The sequence below is a fragment of the Pantoea sp. ABR1s genome, from assembly GCF_057812235.1.
The window spans coordinates 1,755,128-1,772,454 of record NZ_CM173823.1 but is presented as its reverse complement, the minus strand read 5'-3'; the positions used below and the strand labels follow the sequence as shown (position 1 = coordinate 1,772,454).

16 protein-coding genes are annotated in these 17,327 nt (G+C 56.2%); 6 read left to right on the top strand and 10 right to left on the bottom strand.

Going from position 1 to position 17,327, the window contains the following annotated elements:
• Positions 1 to 22: 22 nt before the first annotated feature.
• Positions 23 to 1,498 carry a glucose-6-phosphate dehydrogenase gene (gene zwf, locus ACXKZD_RS08150; protein ID WP_010258671.1) on the bottom strand — a complete coding sequence of 492 codons (1,476 nt, stop codon included), beginning with the start codon at positions 1,496 to 1,498 and terminating at the stop codon, positions 23 to 25.
• A gap of 365 nt (positions 1,499 to 1,863) precedes the next feature.
• On the opposite strand from zwf, the gene ACXKZD_RS08145 reads away from it, so the two are divergent.
• The 3 genes from ACXKZD_RS08145 (at position 1,864) to ACXKZD_RS08135 (ending at position 5,609) form a co-directional block, all read left to right on the top strand.
• A complete protein-coding gene (locus tag ACXKZD_RS08145; RefSeq protein WP_167430293.1) occupies positions 1,864 to 2,742 on the top strand; it encodes a MurR/RpiR family transcriptional regulator in 879 nt (292 codons plus the stop codon).
• 107 nt (positions 2,743 to 2,849) lie between these two features.
• Positions 2,850 to 4,292, top strand: a complete 1,443-nt coding sequence (pyk, locus tag ACXKZD_RS08140; RefSeq protein ID WP_033757915.1) for a pyruvate kinase — start codon at positions 2,850 to 2,852, stop codon at positions 4,290 to 4,292.
• Positions 4,293 to 4,376: 84 nt separating this feature from the next.
• A complete protein-coding gene (locus tag ACXKZD_RS08135; protein ID WP_033757916.1) occupies positions 4,377 to 5,609 on the top strand; it encodes an MFS transporter in 1,233 nt (410 codons plus the stop codon).
• A gap of 120 nt (positions 5,610 to 5,729) precedes the next feature.
• Here ACXKZD_RS08135 and lpxM read toward each other — a convergent pair whose 3' ends face one another.
• From lpxM to znuA, 3 genes are all read right to left on the bottom strand, one after another.
• Positions 5,730 to 6,704: a lauroyl-Kdo(2)-lipid IV(A) myristoyltransferase gene (gene lpxM, locus ACXKZD_RS08130; protein ID WP_022625518.1), complete on the bottom strand. Its 975-nt coding sequence runs from the start codon at positions 6,702 to 6,704 to the stop codon at positions 5,730 to 5,732.
• Between the two features lie 125 nt (positions 6,705 to 6,829).
• Positions 6,830 to 8,161 (bottom strand): murein DD-endopeptidase MepM, encoded by a 1,332-nt coding sequence (gene mepM / locus ACXKZD_RS08125; protein WP_010258653.1) that lies wholly within the window; start codon positions 8,159 to 8,161, stop codon positions 6,830 to 6,832.
• Between the two features lie 13 nt (positions 8,162 to 8,174).
• Positions 8,175 to 9,122, bottom strand: a complete 948-nt coding sequence (znuA, locus tag ACXKZD_RS08120) for a zinc ABC transporter substrate-binding protein ZnuA (RefSeq protein ID WP_033757918.1) — start codon at positions 9,120 to 9,122, stop codon at positions 8,175 to 8,177.
• Positions 9,123 to 9,199: 77 nt separating this feature from the next.
• Between znuA and znuC the strand changes: the two genes are divergently transcribed.
• Both znuC and znuB read left to right on the top strand, forming a co-directional pair.
• Positions 9,200 to 9,955 carry a zinc ABC transporter ATP-binding protein ZnuC gene (znuC, locus tag ACXKZD_RS08115; protein ID WP_022625516.1) on the top strand — a complete coding sequence of 252 codons (756 nt, stop codon included), beginning with the start codon at positions 9,200 to 9,202 and terminating at the stop codon, positions 9,953 to 9,955.
• On the top strand, positions 9,952 to 10,737 hold the full coding sequence (gene znuB / locus ACXKZD_RS08110) for a zinc ABC transporter permease subunit ZnuB (RefSeq protein ID WP_010258643.1): 786 nt from the start codon (positions 9,952 to 9,954) through the stop codon (positions 10,735 to 10,737). Before znuC ends, znuB begins: the two co-directional genes overlap by 4 nt.
• On the opposite strand, the gene ruvB is transcribed toward znuB, so the two are convergent.
• The 6 genes from ruvB to aspS all read right to left on the bottom strand — a co-directional run bounded on the left by ruvB (position 10,738) and on the right by aspS (position 16,264).
• Positions 10,738 to 11,742 carry a Holliday junction branch migration DNA helicase RuvB gene (gene ruvB, locus ACXKZD_RS08105; protein ID WP_010258640.1) on the bottom strand — a complete coding sequence of 335 codons (1,005 nt, stop codon included), beginning with the start codon at positions 11,740 to 11,742 and terminating at the stop codon, positions 10,738 to 10,740.
• 8 nt (positions 11,743 to 11,750) lie between these two features.
• Positions 11,751 to 12,365, bottom strand: a complete 615-nt coding sequence (gene ruvA, locus ACXKZD_RS08100; RefSeq protein ID WP_003849207.1) for a Holliday junction branch migration protein RuvA — start codon at positions 12,363 to 12,365, stop codon at positions 11,751 to 11,753.
• Between the two features lie 96 nt (positions 12,366 to 12,461).
• On the bottom strand, positions 12,462 to 12,989 hold the full coding sequence (gene ruvC / locus ACXKZD_RS08095; RefSeq protein ID WP_003849205.1) for a crossover junction endodeoxyribonuclease RuvC: 528 nt from the start codon (positions 12,987 to 12,989) through the stop codon (positions 12,462 to 12,464).
• A gap of 37 nt (positions 12,990 to 13,026) precedes the next feature.
• Positions 13,027 to 13,770 carry a YebC/PmpR family DNA-binding transcriptional regulator gene (locus ACXKZD_RS08090; RefSeq protein WP_010258633.1) on the bottom strand — a complete coding sequence of 248 codons (744 nt, stop codon included), beginning with the start codon at positions 13,768 to 13,770 and terminating at the stop codon, positions 13,027 to 13,029.
• A 284-nt stretch (positions 13,771 to 14,054) separates the two neighbouring features.
• Positions 14,055 to 14,486, bottom strand: coding sequence for a dihydroneopterin triphosphate diphosphatase (gene nudB / locus ACXKZD_RS08085; RefSeq protein WP_010258628.1), 432 nt, complete (start codon positions 14,484 to 14,486; stop codon positions 14,055 to 14,057).
• A complete protein-coding gene (aspS, locus tag ACXKZD_RS08080) occupies positions 14,486 to 16,264 on the bottom strand; it encodes an aspartate--tRNA ligase (protein WP_010670804.1) in 1,779 nt (592 codons plus the stop codon). Before aspS ends, nudB begins: the two co-directional genes overlap by 1 nt.
• A gap of 211 nt (positions 16,265 to 16,475) precedes the next feature.
• Here aspS and ACXKZD_RS08075 point away from each other — a divergent pair, with 211 nt between their 5' ends.
• The gene (locus ACXKZD_RS08075; RefSeq protein ID WP_061703863.1) at positions 16,476 to 17,297 is read left to right on the top strand and encodes a DUF72 domain-containing protein; all 822 of its coding nucleotides are present in this window, start codon (positions 16,476 to 16,478) and stop codon (positions 17,295 to 17,297) included.
• The last annotated feature ends 30 nt before the right edge of the window (positions 17,298 to 17,327 follow it).

Below are 17,327 nucleotides of genomic sequence, written 5' to 3'. Positions count from 1 at the left end.
GCGGGCTTCATCATCACTTCCGTTATTCGAACTCGTTCCACGAGCGGCCATCGCGGGTAATCATTGCCACTGAAGCCACCGGGCCCCAGGTGCCCGCCTGATAAGGCTTGGAAGAGTCACCATCCGCAGCCCAGGCGTCGATAATGGAATCGACATAGGTCCATGCGGCTTCCACTTCATCGCGACGCACAAACAGCGCCTGGATACCGCGCATGCTCTCCAGCAGCAGACGCTCGTAAGCATCGGCAAGGTGCGACTGGTTAAAGGTCTCGGAGTAGCTCAGATCCAGCTTGGTGGTCTGCAGTTTGTGCTTGTGATCAAGGCCTGGCACTTTGTTCAGGATCTCGATATCCACCCCTTCGTCCGGCTGCAGACGAATCGTCAGCTTGTTCTGCGGCAGCTCTGAGTAGGAGTCTTTAAACAGGTTCATTTCCGGGTTTTTGAAGTAGACCACGACTTCTGAACACTTGGTCGGCAAACGCTTACCGGTGCGCAGGTAGAACGGCACGCCCGCCCAGCGCCAGTTGTCGATATCGACACGTATTGCCACGAAGGTCTCTGTGGCGCTCGACTTATTGGCACCCTCTTCTTCCAGGTAGCCAGGCACTTTTTTGCCCTGCACAAAGCCGGCGGTGTACTGGCCGCGAACGGTTTTCTCACGCACGTTGGTCTGATCGATGCGGCGCAGCGAGCGCAGCACTTTAACTTTTTCGTCACGGATGCTGTCGGCGCTGAGATCGGACGGCGGCGACATGGCGATCATGGTCAGAATCTGCAGCAGGTGGTTCTGGATCATGTCGCGCATCTGGCCCGCTTTATCGAAGTAACCCCAGCGGCCTTCGATACCCACTTCTTCGGCCACGGTAATCTGGACGTGGTCAATGGTGCGGTTATCCCAGTTATTCACGAAGATAGAGTTAGCAAAGCGCAGCGCCAGCAGGTTAAGCACGGTCTCTTTGCCAAGATAGTGGTCAATACGGAACACCTGGCTCTCATCAAAGTACTCACCAACGCTGTCGTTGATCTCCTGCGAGGTTTCCAGTGAGGTGCCCAGCGGCTTCTCCATCACTACGCGCGCCGGTTTAGCATTCAGCTTCGCGGTGCCGAGCCCCTGGCAGATGGCGCCAAAGGTGCTGGGTGGCATGGCGAAGTAGTTGATGGTGGTGCGATTTTTCTGGTCCAGCATCTTGCCCAGTTTCGGGAAGTGCGTGGTGTCGTTGACATCGAGGTTGCAGAAGTCGAGACGATTGCTGAGTTTGTCCCACAGCGCTTCGTCAATCTTCTCCTTCATGAAGGTTTCCAGCGCTTCACGTACCACTTTGGTGTATTCCGCTTTATCCCACTCGGCACGGCCGACACCAATAATGCGGGTTTCCTCGTGGATCTGCCCCGCTTTCTCTAACTGGTACAGTGAAGGCAACAGTTTACGGCGTGCAAGATCGCCTTTGGCACCGAAAATCACCAGATCGCATGCCTGGGCTGTTTGTGTTACCGCCATTTTCCTCTCCTCGTTGCAGGATAGTCCGGTGGTGATGCATCCTCTGCCACCGGGTCCAGGTTATTATTTTCTTTGAGCACAATGTACTTTTTTCCCCGCGCCAGGTAAACCGACTCGCCGGGTTAACCGCATTAACTCTGTACCGGATGTACTAAGCGCGTGTGATGACACGTGCGGATTGCCGGTTTTTTCTGTGTCTGTTGGTGTCAGGAAAATCAGGCACCGGTCAAAGTATCCCAAAAAAAAAGGGCAATCGACTTGTCCGCCGTTGCGCCTGGCAGGTGCTGACACGATATAGTCTCTGTTAATCGACTCTGACGACAGGGATAATTGAAATTGGTAAAAGTGATTATGGTCATCGGCTTATGAATATGCTGGAAAAAATTGACGCGCAGTTTGCCGCGCTCAGCAATGCGGAACAGAAAGTCGCCCGGCAGATTCTGGCTGCGCCGCAGGCGGCGATGCACTCCAGCATTGCGACCCTGGCGCGCGAAGCGTGCGTCAGCGAACCCACGGTGAATCGCTTCTGTCATCGACTGGGCGCGCGCGGCTTTCCCGACTTTAAGCTGCAACTGGCGCAGAGCCTGGTGAAAAGCAGCAACTGGGTCAGCCGGGGCGTGGAGGACGATGACAGTGTGGAGAACTACAGCCACAAAATCTTTGACTCGGCGCTGGCAGGGCTGCAGCGGGTACGGGATCAGCTGGATAGCGCCCAACTGCAGCAGGCCGTCACCCTGCTTACTCAGGCTGACAAACTCGCCTTTTTCGGGCTGGGTGCTTCCGCTGTGGTGGCGCATGACGCCTTTACCAAATTTCTGCGCTTTAATCTTCCGGTCATCTGGTCAGACGATATTGTGATCCAGCGCATGAGTTGCATAAATAGTCGAGCCGGTGACGTTTTTGTTCTCATTTCGCATACTGGACGCACAAAAAATATGGTAGAACTGGCTCGCCTGGCCCGTGTAAACGGTTCCACCGTTATAGCCATCACCTCTGCCGATTCTCCCCTTGCCCATGAAGCAGCGATAGCTTTAGTGCTTGATGTACCGGAAGATACGGATATCTATTTGCCGATGGTATCGCGCCTGGCGCAGTTGACCGTGATCGATGTGTTGGCGACCGGTTTCACCCTGGAACGGGGTGCGCCCTTCCGGGAAAACCTGAAACGCGTGAAAGAGGCGTTGAAAGCGTCGCGTTACGAAAAGCACACCATTCGGGAAAAGGATGATCAGCAAAAAAATTAACATCACATTTACAATGTGAGTCGTATCACAACCCGTCGATCATATAGAATAGATAACCATGCTGTGTCCACAGACCAGGGCACGCTTAAATGTTTACGGAGTCCTCGATGTCAAGACGTCTCAGAAGAACCAAAATCGTTACAACCCTCGGCCCGGCCACCGATCGTGATAATAATTTAGAAAAAATCATCGCTGCCGGCGCGAACGTTGTACGACTCAACTTCTCTCACGGCACGCCAGAAGATCACCAGATCCGTGCCGATAAAGTGCGCGAGATTGCCGCAAAACTGGGTCGCCACGTGGCCATCCTCGGTGACCTCCAGGGTCCAAAAATTCGTGTTTCAACCTTCAAAGAAGGCAAAGTTTTCCTGAATATCGGCGACCGCTTCCTGCTGGATGCCAATCTGGGTAAAGGCGAAGGCGATAAAGAGCGCGTCGGGATCGACTACAAAGGCCTGCCGGCAGATGTGGTGCCGGGTGATATCCTGCTGCTGGATGATGGTCGCGTGCAGCTGAAAGTGCTGGAAGTTCAGGACATGAAGGTGTTTACCGAAGTCACCGTGGGTGGCCCGCTGTCGAACAACAAAGGCATCAACAAACTGGGCGGCGGACTCTCAGCTGAAGCCCTGACCGAAAAAGATAAAGCGGATATCATCACTGCCGCCAAAATCCGCGTCGACTATCTGGCCGTCTCTTTCCCACGCTGTGGTGAAGATATGAATCTGGCACGTCGTCTGGCGCGCGAAGCGGGTTGTGACGCCAAACTGGTCGCAAAAGTGGAACGTGCCGAAGCGGTCGCCAGCCAGGAAGCGATGGATGACATCATTCTGGCCTCTGATGTGGTGATGGTAGCGCGTGGCGATCTGGGCGTTGAGATTGGCGATCCGGAACTGGTCGGCATTCAGAAAGCATTGATTCGTCGTGCCCGCCAGCTTAACCGCACCATCATTACCGCGACCCAGATGATGGAGTCGATGATCACTAACCCGATGCCGACCCGCGCAGAAGTGATGGACGTGGCGAACGCCGTGCTGGATGGCACCGATGCCGTGATGCTCTCTGCGGAAACCGCAGCGGGTCAGTATCCGGCTGAAACTGTCTCAGCGATGGCGAAGGTCTGCCTGGGCGCAGAGAAGATCCCGAGCGTCAACGTCTCCAAGCATCGTCTGGACGTGCAGTTCGACAATGTCGAAGAAGCGATTGCTATGTCATCCATGTACGCCGCGAACCACCTGCAGGGTGTTACCGCGATCATCACCATGACCGAGTCGGGCCGTACCCCGCTGATGACCTCACGTATCACCTCAGGACTGCCGATTTTTGCCATGTCACGCCATGAACGCACGCTGAATCTCACCGCGCTCTATCGCGGCGTAACGCCGGTGTTCTTCGACAGCAATAACGACGGTGTGGCTGCCGCACACGATGCGGTTAACCTGCTGCGCGACAAAGGCTTCCTGGTCTCTGGCGATCTGGTCATTGTGACGCAGGGCGATGTGATGGGCGCCACCGGCACCACCAATACCACACGTGTGCTGCGCGTGGATTAATTGAGCCCGGGTTTACATTGTCGGTGTAGAATAAACGACGCGACTGCCTGCCAGTCGCGTTTTCTTTTCTGACAAGGAGGCCAGATGGCCCGTTTCCACCCCATCAGCCAGCTTACCGGCCGAATTTTACTCTTTCCTCTGGCGTTAGTGCTGTTCGAGTTTGCCACCTATATTGCTCATGACATGATCCAGCCTGGCATGCTGATCGTCACCAGCGAATTTTCCGTCGGCCCTGAATGGGTCTCCACCTCCCTGACCGCCTACCTGATTGGCGGCGTGGTGCTGCAATGGCTGTTGGGTCCTCTCTCTGATAAGTTTGGCCGGCGACCGGTGATGCTCTTCGGCATCCTGTTTTTTGCCGTCGCCTGCATGCTGATGCACTGGGTCAGCTCGATTGAAGAATTTGTCAGCCTGCGCTTTATTCAGGGCATCAGCCTCTGCTTTATCGGCGCGGTCGGCTATGCCGCGATTCAGGAAGCTTTTGATGAGGCGCTGGCGGTGCGCATGATGGCGCTGATGGCCAACGTGGCGCTGCTGGCTCCGCTGGCGGGTCCGCTTGCCGGTGCAGCCTGGCTCACCATTGGCAGCTGGCGCAGCATGTTCTGGCTGTTTGCCGCCTGCAGCCTGGTCGCCTTTGTGGTGCTGTGGCGTGTGATGCCCGAAACCGCTGGTGACCGCAGTCACTCCATCGCCCTGCTCAATCTGGCGCGCAACTATGGCCGGCTGATGAAAGACCGGCTGGTGATGTTTGGTTCCTTCGCTATCGGGCTGGTGTTTATCCCGATCCTCACCTGGGTTGCCCTTTCGCCGGTGATCCTGATGCACGACGAAGGTCTGTCGCGTATGCAGTACGCCCTGCTGCAGCTGCCGGTGTTTCTGGCGATGATCGCCGGTAACCTGACGCTGAGTAAGCTGGCGGGACGCGTGCCGATTGAACAGCCGGTGAAGTTCGCCGCCTGGCCGATTCTGATTGGTCTGAGTCTGGCGCTGGTGGCGAGCCTGATGAACAGCCACGGTTATCTGCTGATAACCGCTGGTCTGAGTCTCTACGCCTTTGGCGCGGGCATGGTCAATGCCGGACTGTATCGCCTGACGCTTTACGCCAGCAACGAAGGCAAAGGCAGCGTGGCAGCGATGCTGGGGATGATCAGTATTATGACGCTGGCGGTGGGAATTGAGCTGGCGAAAAGCGGCTACTTCAGCGGCGGCACGCTGTGGTTCTGCCTGGTTAACTTTATCAGCGGCGTGCTCTGGTTTGGCCTGGTGATCCTGTTTATGCGCGAGCGTAAACGTCGCAGCAGGCTGGAGGCATTATAAACAGGCAGCGCAGCTACAGGTTTGCCCTGAGCAGGCAGCTCAGAAGCTCAAAGCGACGGGAGCATAAGCCTGTAGCCAATGATTAAGTGATCAGAAAAGGCCGCTTTCGCGGCCTTTTTGCTATTTGCGCGGATAGAGATCTTTGCGCGAATAGGGCTCGATGTCACCCTCTTTACGGGTCTTCAGCAGCTTGAGGATCCAGGTGTACTGCTCGGGATGCGGGCGGACAAACACTTCCACTTCTGCATTCATCTGGCGAGCCAGCTGGTGATCGTCGGCTTCCAGCAGATCGTCCATCGGTGGACGCACATAAATCTCAAGCTTATGCGTTTTGCTGTTATAAACCGGGAACAGCGGCACCACGCGCGCGCGGCACACTTTCATCAGTCGCCCTACCGCAGGCAGTGTCGCTTTATAGGTGGCAAAGAAATCGACGAACTCACTCTGCTCCGGACCATGATCCTGATCGGGCAGGTAGTAGCCCCAGTAACCCTGGCGGATTGAACTGATAAAGGGTTTGATACCGTCGTTGCGGGCATGGAGTCGTCCGCCATAACCCCGGCGTGCTGTATTCCAGGCATAGTCCATCAGCGGATCGCTCTGGTTATGGAACATCGCCGCCATCTTTTGACCTTCTGACGCCAGCAGCATGGCGGGGATATCCACCGCCCAGCCGTGCGGCACCAGGAAAATCACATTCTGCTGCTCCGCTTTCATCTGGTCGATAATTTCACGACCATGCCACTCTACACGTTCACGGATACGTGCCGGATCGCGCAGCACCAGCTCGGTCATCATTGCCATCGCCTGCGGTGCCGTCGCAAACATCTCATCGACCAGCGTCGCACGCTGCGCCTCGCTGAGTTCCGGCAGACAGTAATAGAGGTTAATCAGCGCACGGCGCCGTGCACCCTTTGCCAGCTTACCGGCGAATTTGCCTAACCGACCCAGCAGCGGATCGCGCACTTTCGGCGGTAGCATCGCCATCGCGGCCAGACCACCAATCGCCAGCCAGCTGCCCCAGTATTTAGGTTTGAGAAAAGAACGTTCAAAAACGGGAATAAATTCAGTGTTATTTTTTTTACGGGTTTCCATGCACTCGCCTCAAGCAATGACCGGCTAATGATAGTGACGACCTGAAAATTTGCAATCATCCTGCGCCATATAGCAAAAAACCGACGGGAAACCCGTCGGTTTTTGCGCGATTTGACGAAATTCGCTTACTTCAGACCCAGCTGAGGCAACCAGGATTTAACCTGTGCCATGTAATCGCTGCGATCTTTACCGGTCAGGCCTTCCATCCGCGGCAGTTTCGCCGTTAATGGGTTGACCGCCTGATTATTGATCCAGATTTCGAAATGCAGATGCGGCCCGGTAGATCGTCCGGTGTTGCCTGACAGTCCAATACGGTCGCCACGCTTCACTTTCTGACCTGGCTTCACCAGCACTTTCTTCATGTGCATATAGCGCGTCATATACTGACGGCCATGACGAATGGCGACGTAGTTACCCGCGGCACCGCCGTTCTTCGCCACCACTATTTCACCATCACCCACTGCCAGCACCGGCGTACCGATCGGCAGCGCAAAGTCGACGCCTTTATGAGGCGCTATGCGGCCGGTAACCGGGTTGAGACGACGCGGATTAAAGTTAGAGGAGACACGATACTGCTTAACCGTCGGGAAGCGCATAAAGCCGCGCGCCAGACCGGAGCCGCTGCGATCGTAGAACTTGCCATCTTCGGCGCGGAAAGCGTAATAGTCTTTACCCCCGCTGCGCAGGCGCACACCCAGCAACTGGCTTTGCGCACTCTTGCCATCCAGCATTTCGCGTGACATCAGTACGCTGAACTGGTCACCCGCACGCAGCTTACGGAAGTCCATCTGCCACTGCAGCGCTTTGATCACGGCGCTGGCTTCGGCACTGCTCAGTCCGGCACGCTGGGCGCTGGCGGCAAAACTACCGCGCACTTCGCCCTGCATCACGCTGTTGCGCCATTCACCCTTCTGCATCTCCGCATCCATCTTAAAGCCACCTTTAGGGGTGCGCTCATAGGTGCGGGTTTCACGGCGGGAAATTTCCCAGCTCAGGGTTTTCAGGCCGCCATCATCATCCAGCGTCCAGCTCAGCTGCTGACCAACCTGCAGATTACGCAGATCGCGGTCGCTCATCACCAGCGCATTAATGTCACTGATGTCGATGCCATACTGATTCAGGGCACTGCTCAGGGTATCGCCGGATGAAACGGTGTAGTCGTGAACACCGGCCGTTTCGGGCACGTCGGTGTCCACATCGTCCGCAGGCAATTCTTCTTCCGGTTCCGGTGTGCTCTGATCGATAGGCTCACTGGCTTCCGGCAACAGCGTGCGGAACGTGTTCTTATCCAGTTCGATGTTTTTGACGATGGGCGTCACATCATCCGAAGGATGATAAACGTAAGGCCGCCAGACAGCGACGGCCAGAGTGACTACAGTTAAAGAACCCAGCATTACGCGGTGGGGGCGCGGCAAATTATTAAATGCGAGGGCGACAGAGCGGGCTATCTGCTGCACTTTTACCTATTCCTCATGCTCCATTCAGGCAGCTTTCATACTGGCTCGACAGTTGTGAGAGGAATTTCACATAGCTGTCTTTGGCTAAGCTGATGTCTGTTCCCAGGGGATCGAGCGTGCCTTTACGCACCTGCGTTCCGCGGGCGACAGCATCGATGACTGCTGGCCTGAATTGTGGCTCAGCAAAGACGCAGACCGCCTTTTGCTCAACCAACTGTGTTCGTATCTGATGTAAACGCTGAGCGCCCGGTTGAATTTCAGGATTGACGGTAAAGTGCCCGGTGGGCGAGAGACCGTATTGTTTTTCAAAGTACGTGTAAGCGTCGTGAAAAACGAAATATCCTTTATTTCTGACCGGAGCGAGTTGTGCGCTAACGCGTTTGTCCGTGTCCGCCAAAGCTACCTCAAACTGCTGGAGGTTGGCGTCAAGTTTGGCTTTATCTTGCGGCATAAGTTCCAATAATTTTCCATGGATTGCAACCGCGGTCTTGCGCGCAATCTCTGGCGACAACCACAGGTGCATATTAAACTCGCCGTGATGATGGTGATGGGCATCGGCCTCCTGTTCTTCGGATTTTTCCGCTGTGTGTTCATCTTCATCTTCACCACCGCTAATCAATAACGGTTTTACCCCGTCGATGTTCACCATCGCGAGGTTTTTTTGGGCCGGAAGTTCAGCCGCAGACTTCGCCATAAAGGCTTCCATTTCAGGCCCGACCCATACAACTAAGTCCGCGTTTTTTAAGCGTTTTGCATCTGAGGGCCGCAGGGAATAGTCGTGTTCAGAGGCACCGTCCGGTAGCAGAACATCAACCGGTGTGACACCATCGGCAATGGCCGCAGCGATAAACCCTACCGGTTTGAGTGAAGCCACGACATTCGCCTGAGCTGGAAGGGTTAACGAAGCTGTAACGGAGAAAGCAGTTAAGGCGAAAATTGCGCCCTTTTTATTATGTAACATATTGCGTCATTCCATCGTGACCATGAGGTGGAATGTGATATTATAACATTCGAAATTCTGTGCAACCTGTAAATACTATGACCTCACTTGTCACACTCGATAATGTTTCGATAAAGTTTAACCAGCGCAATGTGTTATCCGGTGTCAGCCTGGCACTGCAGCCTGGCCGCATCCTCACCCTGCTGGGTCCTAACGGTGCCGGAAAATCAACGCTGGTGCGTGTGGTGCTGGGACTGCTCGCTCCCACCACCGGTAGCGTTAAGCGTGATCCTGGACTGCGAATTGGCTATGTGCCACAGAAGCTGCACATCGACCCGACCCTGCCGGTGACGGTTGAACGCTTTATGCGTCTGACCCGTGGCAGCAAAAACGCCGAGATCCTGCCGGCACTGAAACGCGTGCAGGCGGGTCACCTGCTCAACGCCCCGCTGCAAAAGCTTTCCGGTGGTGAAACCCAGCGTGTGCTGCTGGCGCGCGCTCTGCTGAATCAGCCTCAATTGCTGGTACTCGATGAGCCTACTCAGGGTGTGGATGTGAATGGTCAGGTGTCACTCTATGACCTTATCAATCAGTTACGTGTTGAACTGAACTGCGGCGTACTCATGGTCTCCCACGATCTGCATCTGGTGATGGCCAAAACCGACGAAGTGCTCTGCCTTAACCATCACATCTGTTGTTCCGGCACCCCGGAAGCGGTATCGCAGCATCCGGAATTTATCGCCATGTTTGGTCCGCGCGGCGCGGAGGAGCTGGCGATTTATCGTCATCATCATAATCACCGTCACGACCTTCAGGGACGTATCGTTTTACGCAAAGGACAGGGTCCATCATGATTGAGTTGTTATTACCGGGCTGGATAGGCGGTGTGATGTTAGCGCTGGCTGCCGGTCCGCTGGGATCGTTTGTTGTCTGGCGCAAGATGTCCTATTTCGGCGATACCCTGGCGCATGCCTCTCTGCTTGGCGTGGCATTTGGCCTGCTGTTTAACGTGAATCCTTACTACGCGGTGATTCTGGTTACGGTCTGCCTGGCGCTGGGACTGGTCTGGCTGGAGCGTCGTCCACATCTGGCTATCGATACCCTGCTGGGGATTATGGCGCACAGCGCGCTGTCGCTGGGCCTGGTGGTGGTCAGCCTGATGAAGAACGTTCGCGTCGATCTGATGGCTTATCTGTTTGGCGATCTGCTGGCGGTGACGCCAGACGACCTCTGGATGATGGGTGGCGGCGTGGTGATCGTGCTGCTGGTGATGGCGTGGCAGTGGCGGTCGCTGCTGTCGATGACCATCAGCCCGGAACTGGCCCAGGTGGACGGCGTCAATATCCAGCGTACCCGTCTGATCCTGATGCTGGTCACGGCACTGACTATCGGAGTGGCAATGAAGTTCGTGGGTGCGCTGATTATCACCTCACTGCTGATTATCCCCGCTGCGACCGCTCGTCGCTTTGTGCGTTCACCGGAAGGCATGGCGGCCGTCGCCGTAGTCATCGGGGTGATTGCCGTCACCGGCGGCCTGACCTTCTCCGCCTTCTACGACACCCCTGCCGGGCCGTCAGTGGTGCTCTGCGCCGCCATCCTGTTTATTTTCAGTATGGTCCGGAAACCAGCAGTCTAATTACTCTTCGCGCGTAATGCCGAAGTGACGATAAGCGTGCTGCGTGGCCATCCGGCCACGCGGTGTGCGCTGAATGAAGCCCTGCTGAATCAGGAAGGGTTCAATCACATCTTCGATGGTTTCGCGCTCTTCACCAATGGCAGCAGCCAGGTTATCCAGCCCCACCGGCCCACCCATAAATTTGTCGATGATCGCCAGCAGCAGTTTACGGTCCATATAATCGAACCCTTCGCTGTCTACGTTAAGCATATCCAGCGCGCTGCAGGAGACTTCACCGCTCAGGTCACCATTTGCCCGCACTTCGGCGAAGTCACGAACGCGGCGCAGCAGGCGGTTGGCGATACGCGGTGTGCCGCGGGCGCGACGGGCGATCTCTAACGCCCCTTCGTCACTCAGCGCCAGACCCAGACAGGCGGCGCTGCGGCCCACGATGTGCTGCAAATCTTTAACCTGGTAGAACTCAAGCCGCTGCACAATGCCAAAACGATCGCGCAGCGGCGAGGTCAGCGAGCCAGCACGCGTAGTGGCGCCAATCAGGGTAAACGGCGGCAGATCGAGCTTGATTGAGCGCGCAGCCGGGCCTTCGCCGATCATGATATCCAGCTGATAATCTTCCATCGCCGGGTAGAGTATCTCTTCCACCACCGGTGAGAGGCGATGGATTTCATCGATAAACAGGACGTCATGCGGTTCAAGGTTGGTCAGCATCGCCGCCAGGTCGCCCGCCTTTTCCAGCACCGGACCTGAAGTAGTGCGAAGATTAACGCCCATCTCGTTGGCCACGATGTTCGCCAGGGTGGTTTTACCCAGTCCCGGCGGACCGAAGATCAGCAGATGATCGAGCGCATCGCCGCGCAGTTGCGCTGCCTTGATGAAAATCTCCATCTGCTCACGCACCTGCGGCTGACCGACATACTCGGTCAGCATCTTCGGGCGAATAGCGCGGTCAATAACCTCTTCTTCGCTGATACTGGCAGCGGAGATCAGGCGGTCGGCTTCTATCATGACTTACCTCAAATGGCGGCGCGTAGCGCTTCGCGGATCAGGGTTTCGCAATCCGCATCCGGTCGACCGACTTTACTGATCATACGGCTCGCTTCCTGCGGTTTATAACCCAGTGATACCAGCGCTGCAACCGCTTCGGATTCCGCATCATTGGTTTCCGGCTCGGCGCTCGGCGTGGTCAGCGTAAACGCAGAATCGCCGCCAAACAGGTCGCCGTGCATTCCTTTGAAGCGGTCCTTCATTTCGACCACCAGACGCTCAGCCGTCTTTTTGCCCACGCCTGGCAGTTTCACCAGTGACGCGATCTCCTCTTTCTCGACAGCGGTCACAAACTGCTGCGCCGACATGCCGGAGAGGATCGCCAGCGCCAGCTTAGGTCCGACGCCATTCACTTTAATCAGTTCGCGAAACAGCGCGCGCTCCTGCTTGCTGTTAAAACCAAACAGCAGCTGAGCATCTTCACGCACCACAAAGTGGGTAAAAATCACCGCTTCGTGCTGAAGTTCAGGCAACTCATAAAAACAGGTCATGGGCATATAAATTTCATAGCCGACGCCGTGTGCCTCAAGCAGCACCAGTGGCGGCTGCTTTTCCAGAATATTGCCCCGTAAACGACCTATCACCTGAACGCTTCCTTAACTAACGAATGTGGCGGATTTTATAACATAAAAAAGGCTGGATGAATATCCAGCCTGTGAGTGCGGCCTGAGCGATGACGGCTAACCTGAGCGTAACCGTCCGCGCGTCAGCACCAGCTTACTGTCACTCATGCGAGCCGCATTCTGAGCCACATGACAGTGCGTAATGGCAATCGCCAGCGCATCGGCGGCATCCGCCTGCGGGTTCGCCGGTAGCTTCAGCAGGGTTCGCACCATGTGCTGCACCTGACTTTTCTCGGCGCTGCCGATGCCAACCACGGTCTGTTTTACCTGACGGGCGGCATACTCAAACACCGGCAGATCGTGGTTTACCGCGGCAACAATCGCGGCACCACGCGCCTGGCCGAGCTTCAGTGCGGAGTCTGCATTCTTCGCCATAAACACCTGTTCAATGGCGAAGAAGTCGGGTGAAAACTGCGTAATGATTTCACAGACGCCCGCATAAATCAGCTTCAGACGGGCGGGCAACTCGGTGGTATTAGTGCGGATACAGCCGCTGCCCAGATAAGTGAGCTGGCGGCCAGTCTGACGAATAACACCATAACCGGTGATGCGTGAGCCGGGATCGATACCCAGGATAATCGACATTACGCCTCTTTGGTTAAAGTAATTACGGTAGACGCCATTACAGCGTTTCCGCTACCTCGTCGGAGATTTCACCGTTGTGATAGACCTCCTGCACATCGTCGCAATCTTCCAGCATGTCGATCAGACGCAGCAGTTTAGGTGCGGTTTCCGCATCCATCTCTGCTTTGGTGGTCGGGATCATTGCCACTTCTGCAGTGTCCGCTTTCAGGCCGAGCGCTTCCAGTGCATCACGCACCGTGCCCATCTCTTCCCATGCGGTGAAGACATCAATCGCGCCGTCGTCATAGCTGACCACATCTTCTGCGCCCGCTTCCAGAGCCGCTTCCATCACCGCATCTTCATCCTGACCCGGCGCATAGGAGATCACGCCTTTTTTGTTGAACAGGTAAGCCACGGAGCCGTCGGTGCCCAGATTCCCGCCGGTTTTGGTGAAGGCGTGACGCACTTCGCCCACGGTACGGTTACGGTTGTCACTCAGGCATTCAATCATGATGGCCGAGCCGCCAGGACCGTAGCCTTCATAGATGATGGTTTCCATGTTGGCATTGTCATCGCCGCCTACACCGCGCGCAATAGCGCGATCCATGGTGTCACGCGTCATATTGTTCGCCAGCGCTTTATCCATCGCTGCACGCAGGCGCGGGTTTGAGCCCGGATCGCCGCCGCCCAGCTTGGCCGCCGTCACCAGCTCACGAATGATTTTGGTGAAGATTTTGCCGCGCTTGGCATCCTGCGCCGCTTTACGGTGTTTGGTGTTTGCCCACTTACTGTGTCCTGCCATTTTAAATTTTCTCCGATCTTTTACAGGGTGCAGGCTATCCTGCTTGCGAGCCTGTTTACCGTCCGTACGCATACAGGTGACTGACAACCTGAATGCCCCGAGGGCGAGCGTCGCGAAGCATCCTCACGTACAAGCGTACGCTGACGACGTCGCGCGGGCGGTGAACAACCTCACGGTGCCGATTACGCCTGACTGTTCAATATGTTGGTGAAGTCCTGTTAAAACTCACCAGATTCATAAAATTTAATCTATCCGCCGCCGGAATACCGGGCGATGGCGAGCATTCAGATAAATTCTTCAATTGCCTGGCGGTTACTCCATGATCGGGTTAATGCTGCAGCGTCAGCGGGTGCCAGCCAGCGAAACGCCAGATGCTCGGTGAGCATCACATCGCGCTCCGTTGGCAGTTGCAGGCGAAACCAGTGCTCGTGATTATGAGTGACATCAGGGGCGTAGCGATGGCGGAAATGGGGAAAGATTTCAAAGTCGATCTGACGCTGACAATCCTCCACCTCCAGCCGCTCGGCCAGCACGTCGATGCCGATTTCCTCATTCACTTCACGACACGCGGTCGCCAGCGGTGACTCTCCTGCCTCCAGGCTGCCGGTGACCGACTGCCAGAACGTGGGATCGTCACGCCGCTGCAGCATCAACACCCGGCCAGTATCGCGCGCCGAAATGACGACCAGCACTGAAACCGGGTGTTTATAGCCCATTATTTATTCTCAGGCTTTTCTTTTTTAACGACCTGAATGCCGAGCTCCAGCAGGGAAGCCGGATTAGCTTCGCTTGGCGCTTCGGTCATCATGCAGGCGGCCGCCGTGGTTTTCGGGAACGCAATGACGTCACGAATATTATCGGTGCCGGTCAGCAGCATGGTCAGACGATCCAGACCAAAGGCCAGGCCCGCATGCGGTGGGGTACCGAACTTCAGCGCATCCAGCAGGAAGCCAAACTTCTCACGCTGCTCATGCTCTTCGATACCCAGAATGCTGAACACCGTCTGCTGCATTTTGCCGTTGTGGATACGCACTGAACCGCCGCCCACTTCGTAACCGTTGATCACCATGTCGTAGGCATTCGCCACGGCACGGGTTGGATCGGCGGCCAGCTCTTCTGCGCTCATCTCTTTTGGCGCCGTGAACGGATGGTGCATCGCAGCCAGACCGCCCTCTTCGTCCTCTTCGAACATCGGGAAGTCGATCACCCACAGCGGTGCCCAGGCTTTCTCATCAGTGATGTTCAGCTCGCGGCCCACTTTCAGGCGCAGCGCACCCAGTGCATCCGCGACTACTTTGGCGCGATCGGCACCAAAGAAGATAATGTCGCCATCCTGAGCGCCGGTGCGGCTCAGAATGCCTTCTACGATCTCTGCATTCAGGAATTTGGCAACCGGGCTCTGCACGCCTTCCAGGCCGTCAGCACGGACGTTAACCTTCATCCACGCCAGACCTTTGGCGCCGTAAATCTCCACGAACTTGCCATATTCATCAATCTGCTTACGGCTCAGCTGTGCGCCGGTCGGTACGCGCAGCGCGGCAACACGGCCCTTTTCATCATTAGCCGGGCCAGAGAAGACCTGGAACTCCACGTTTTTCAGCAGGTCGCCGACATCCACCAGCTCCATCGGGTTACGCAGATCCGGTTTATCAGAACCGTAGCGATGCATCGCCTCTGCAAAGGTCATCTGCGGGAACTCGCCGAGATCAACGCCCTGCACGTCCTGCCACAGATTGCGGATTAAACGCTCCATGATTTCACGCACCTGTGGTGCGGTCATAAAGGAGGTTTCCACATCGATCTGGGTAAATTCTGGCTGGCGATCGGCACGTAAATCTTCGTCGCGGAAGCATTTAACGATCTGATAGTAGCGGTCAAAACCGGACATCATCAGCAGCTGTTTAAACAGCTGAGGTGACTGCGGCAGCGCATAGAATTTGCCTTTATGTACCCGGCTTGGCACCAGATAGTCACGCGCGCCTTCCGGCGTCGCTTTGGTGAGCATCGGGGTTTCGATATCCAGGAAACCTGCGTCATCCATAAAGCGACGAACGAAGCTGGTGATTTTTGCGCGGGTTTTCAGACGCGTCACCATCTCAGGGCGGCGCAGATCCAGATAGCGGTACTTCAGGCGCGCTTCTTCGCTGTTGGTCTGATTCGAGTCCAGCGGCAGTGGCTCAGAGCGGTTAATAATGGTCAGAGCCTGGGCAAACACTTCCACTTCACCGGTCGCCATGTCGCTGTTTTTGTTCTTCTCATCACGCGCACGCACGGTACCGGTGATCTGGATACAGAATTCGTTACGCAGTTCAGAAGCCAGCTTAAATGCGTCCTGGCGATCGGGATCAAAAAACACCTGCACGATGCCTTCACGGTCGCGCATATCGATAAAAATCAAACTGCCCAGATCGCGACGGCGGTTTACCCAGCCGCAAAGCGTGACTTGCTGACCCACATGAGACAGATTGAGCTGTCCGCAATATTCTGTACGCATAACACTATCCTTTTAACTTCGCCGCTGCATCTGACAGCATCCGGCCGCGTTACCTGTTGCGATGCTGTCGCAAAAATGGCGGTCATTATAATGGAAAAAGCCAGACAGGATAAGCAGATCCGCGCCAAAGCGCCGATTTCCTGTGTGCATTTGCCCCCCAGCCTGACCATAGCGGATAATGGGGTATCTTAATCTGCAGCCAGGAGCGCGCGTGACACTTCGTATTGGCCTGCCCCAGTGGCAGCATTCACACTGGAAACGCTGGGGCATCGAAAGCCTGGCGGACTATGCCCGCTATTTCCATTGTGTAGAGGGAAATACCACGCTCTATGCGCTGCCGAATCCGGAAACGGTGATGCGCTGGCGCGATATGACGCACGATGCGTTTCGCTTCTGCTTTAAATTTCCCAATACCATCAGCCATCAGGCGGCGCTGCAGCACAGCGATGACCTGCTGACCGATTTCCTTCGCCTGATGGAGCCGCTGGCCGATCGTATCGGTCAGTACTGGCTGCAACTGCCTGCCAGCTTCTCTCCGACGCAGCTCGACGACCTGTGGCGCTTTCTCGACAGCCTGCCGCGCCGTTTTCACTATGGCGTCGAAGTCCGCCATCCCGCTTTCTTCGCTAAAGGGGATGCCGAACGGGCGCTGAATCGCGGCCTGCTGGCGCGCGGCATCAATCGCGTGATGCTCGACAGCCGTCCGGTTCACGCCTCTACCTCGCAAAGTCCGGCCGCGCTGGTGGCCCGCGCGCAAAAACCCCGGGTGCCGCCTCATGCGCTGCGAACCGGCTCACAGCCGATGGTGCGGTTTATCGGCAGCGATAGCGTGGAAGAGAGCGTGCCGCTGTTTCAGATCTGGCGTGACAAGCTGACAGATTGGCAGCAACAGGGCGACGCCATGCTGTTTCTGCACACGCCCGATATGGGCCAGGTCTTTCCGCTGGTGCAGGCGCTCTGGCCGCAGCTACAACAGATCGATCCCGGCATAGGTAGCGGACCGGACTGGCCGCAGCAGACGTCACTGTTTTGATTCCTGCCCAGGACAGCGGGCTGCACGCCC

What these genes read in the sequence shown, in the direction of transcription:
- znuA (WP_033757918.1), bottom strand. Translation starts at nt 9,122, where the DNA reads ATGTTACATAATAAAAAGGGCGCAATTTTCGCCTTAACTGCTTTCTCC.
- lpxM (WP_022625518.1), bottom strand. Translation starts at nt 6,704, where the DNA reads ATGGAAACCCGTAAAAAAAATAACACTGAATTTATTCCCGTTTTTGAA.
- aspS (WP_010670804.1), bottom strand. Translation starts at nt 16,264, where the DNA reads ATGCGTACAGAATATTGCGGACAGCTCAATCTGTCTCATGTGGGTCAG.
- ruvB (WP_010258640.1), bottom strand. Translation starts at nt 11,742, where the DNA reads ATGATAGAAGCCGACCGCCTGATCTCCGCTGCCAGTATCAGCGAAGAA.
- ACXKZD_RS08090 (WP_010258633.1), bottom strand. Translation starts at nt 13,770, where the DNA reads ATGGCAGGACACAGTAAGTGGGCAAACACCAAACACCGTAAAGCGGCG.
- zwf (WP_010258671.1), bottom strand. Translation starts at nt 1,498, where the DNA reads ATGGCGGTAACACAAACAGCCCAGGCATGCGATCTGGTGATTTTCGGT.
- ruvC (WP_003849205.1), bottom strand. Translation starts at nt 12,989, where the DNA reads ATGTCGATTATCCTGGGTATCGATCCCGGCTCACGCATCACCGGTTAT.
- nudB (WP_010258628.1), bottom strand. Translation starts at nt 14,486, where the DNA reads ATGGGCTATAAACACCCGGTTTCAGTGCTGGTCGTCATTTCGGCGCGC.
- pyk (WP_033757915.1), top strand. Translation starts at nt 2,850, where the DNA reads ATGTCAAGACGTCTCAGAAGAACCAAAATCGTTACAACCCTCGGCCCG.
- znuC (WP_022625516.1), top strand. Translation starts at nt 9,200, where the DNA reads ATGACCTCACTTGTCACACTCGATAATGTTTCGATAAAGTTTAACCAG.
- ACXKZD_RS08145 (WP_167430293.1), top strand. Translation starts at nt 1,864, where the DNA reads ATGAATATGCTGGAAAAAATTGACGCGCAGTTTGCCGCGCTCAGCAAT.
- znuB (WP_010258643.1), top strand. Translation starts at nt 9,952, where the DNA reads ATGATTGAGTTGTTATTACCGGGCTGGATAGGCGGTGTGATGTTAGCG.
- ACXKZD_RS08135 (WP_033757916.1), top strand. Translation starts at nt 4,377, where the DNA reads ATGGCCCGTTTCCACCCCATCAGCCAGCTTACCGGCCGAATTTTACTC.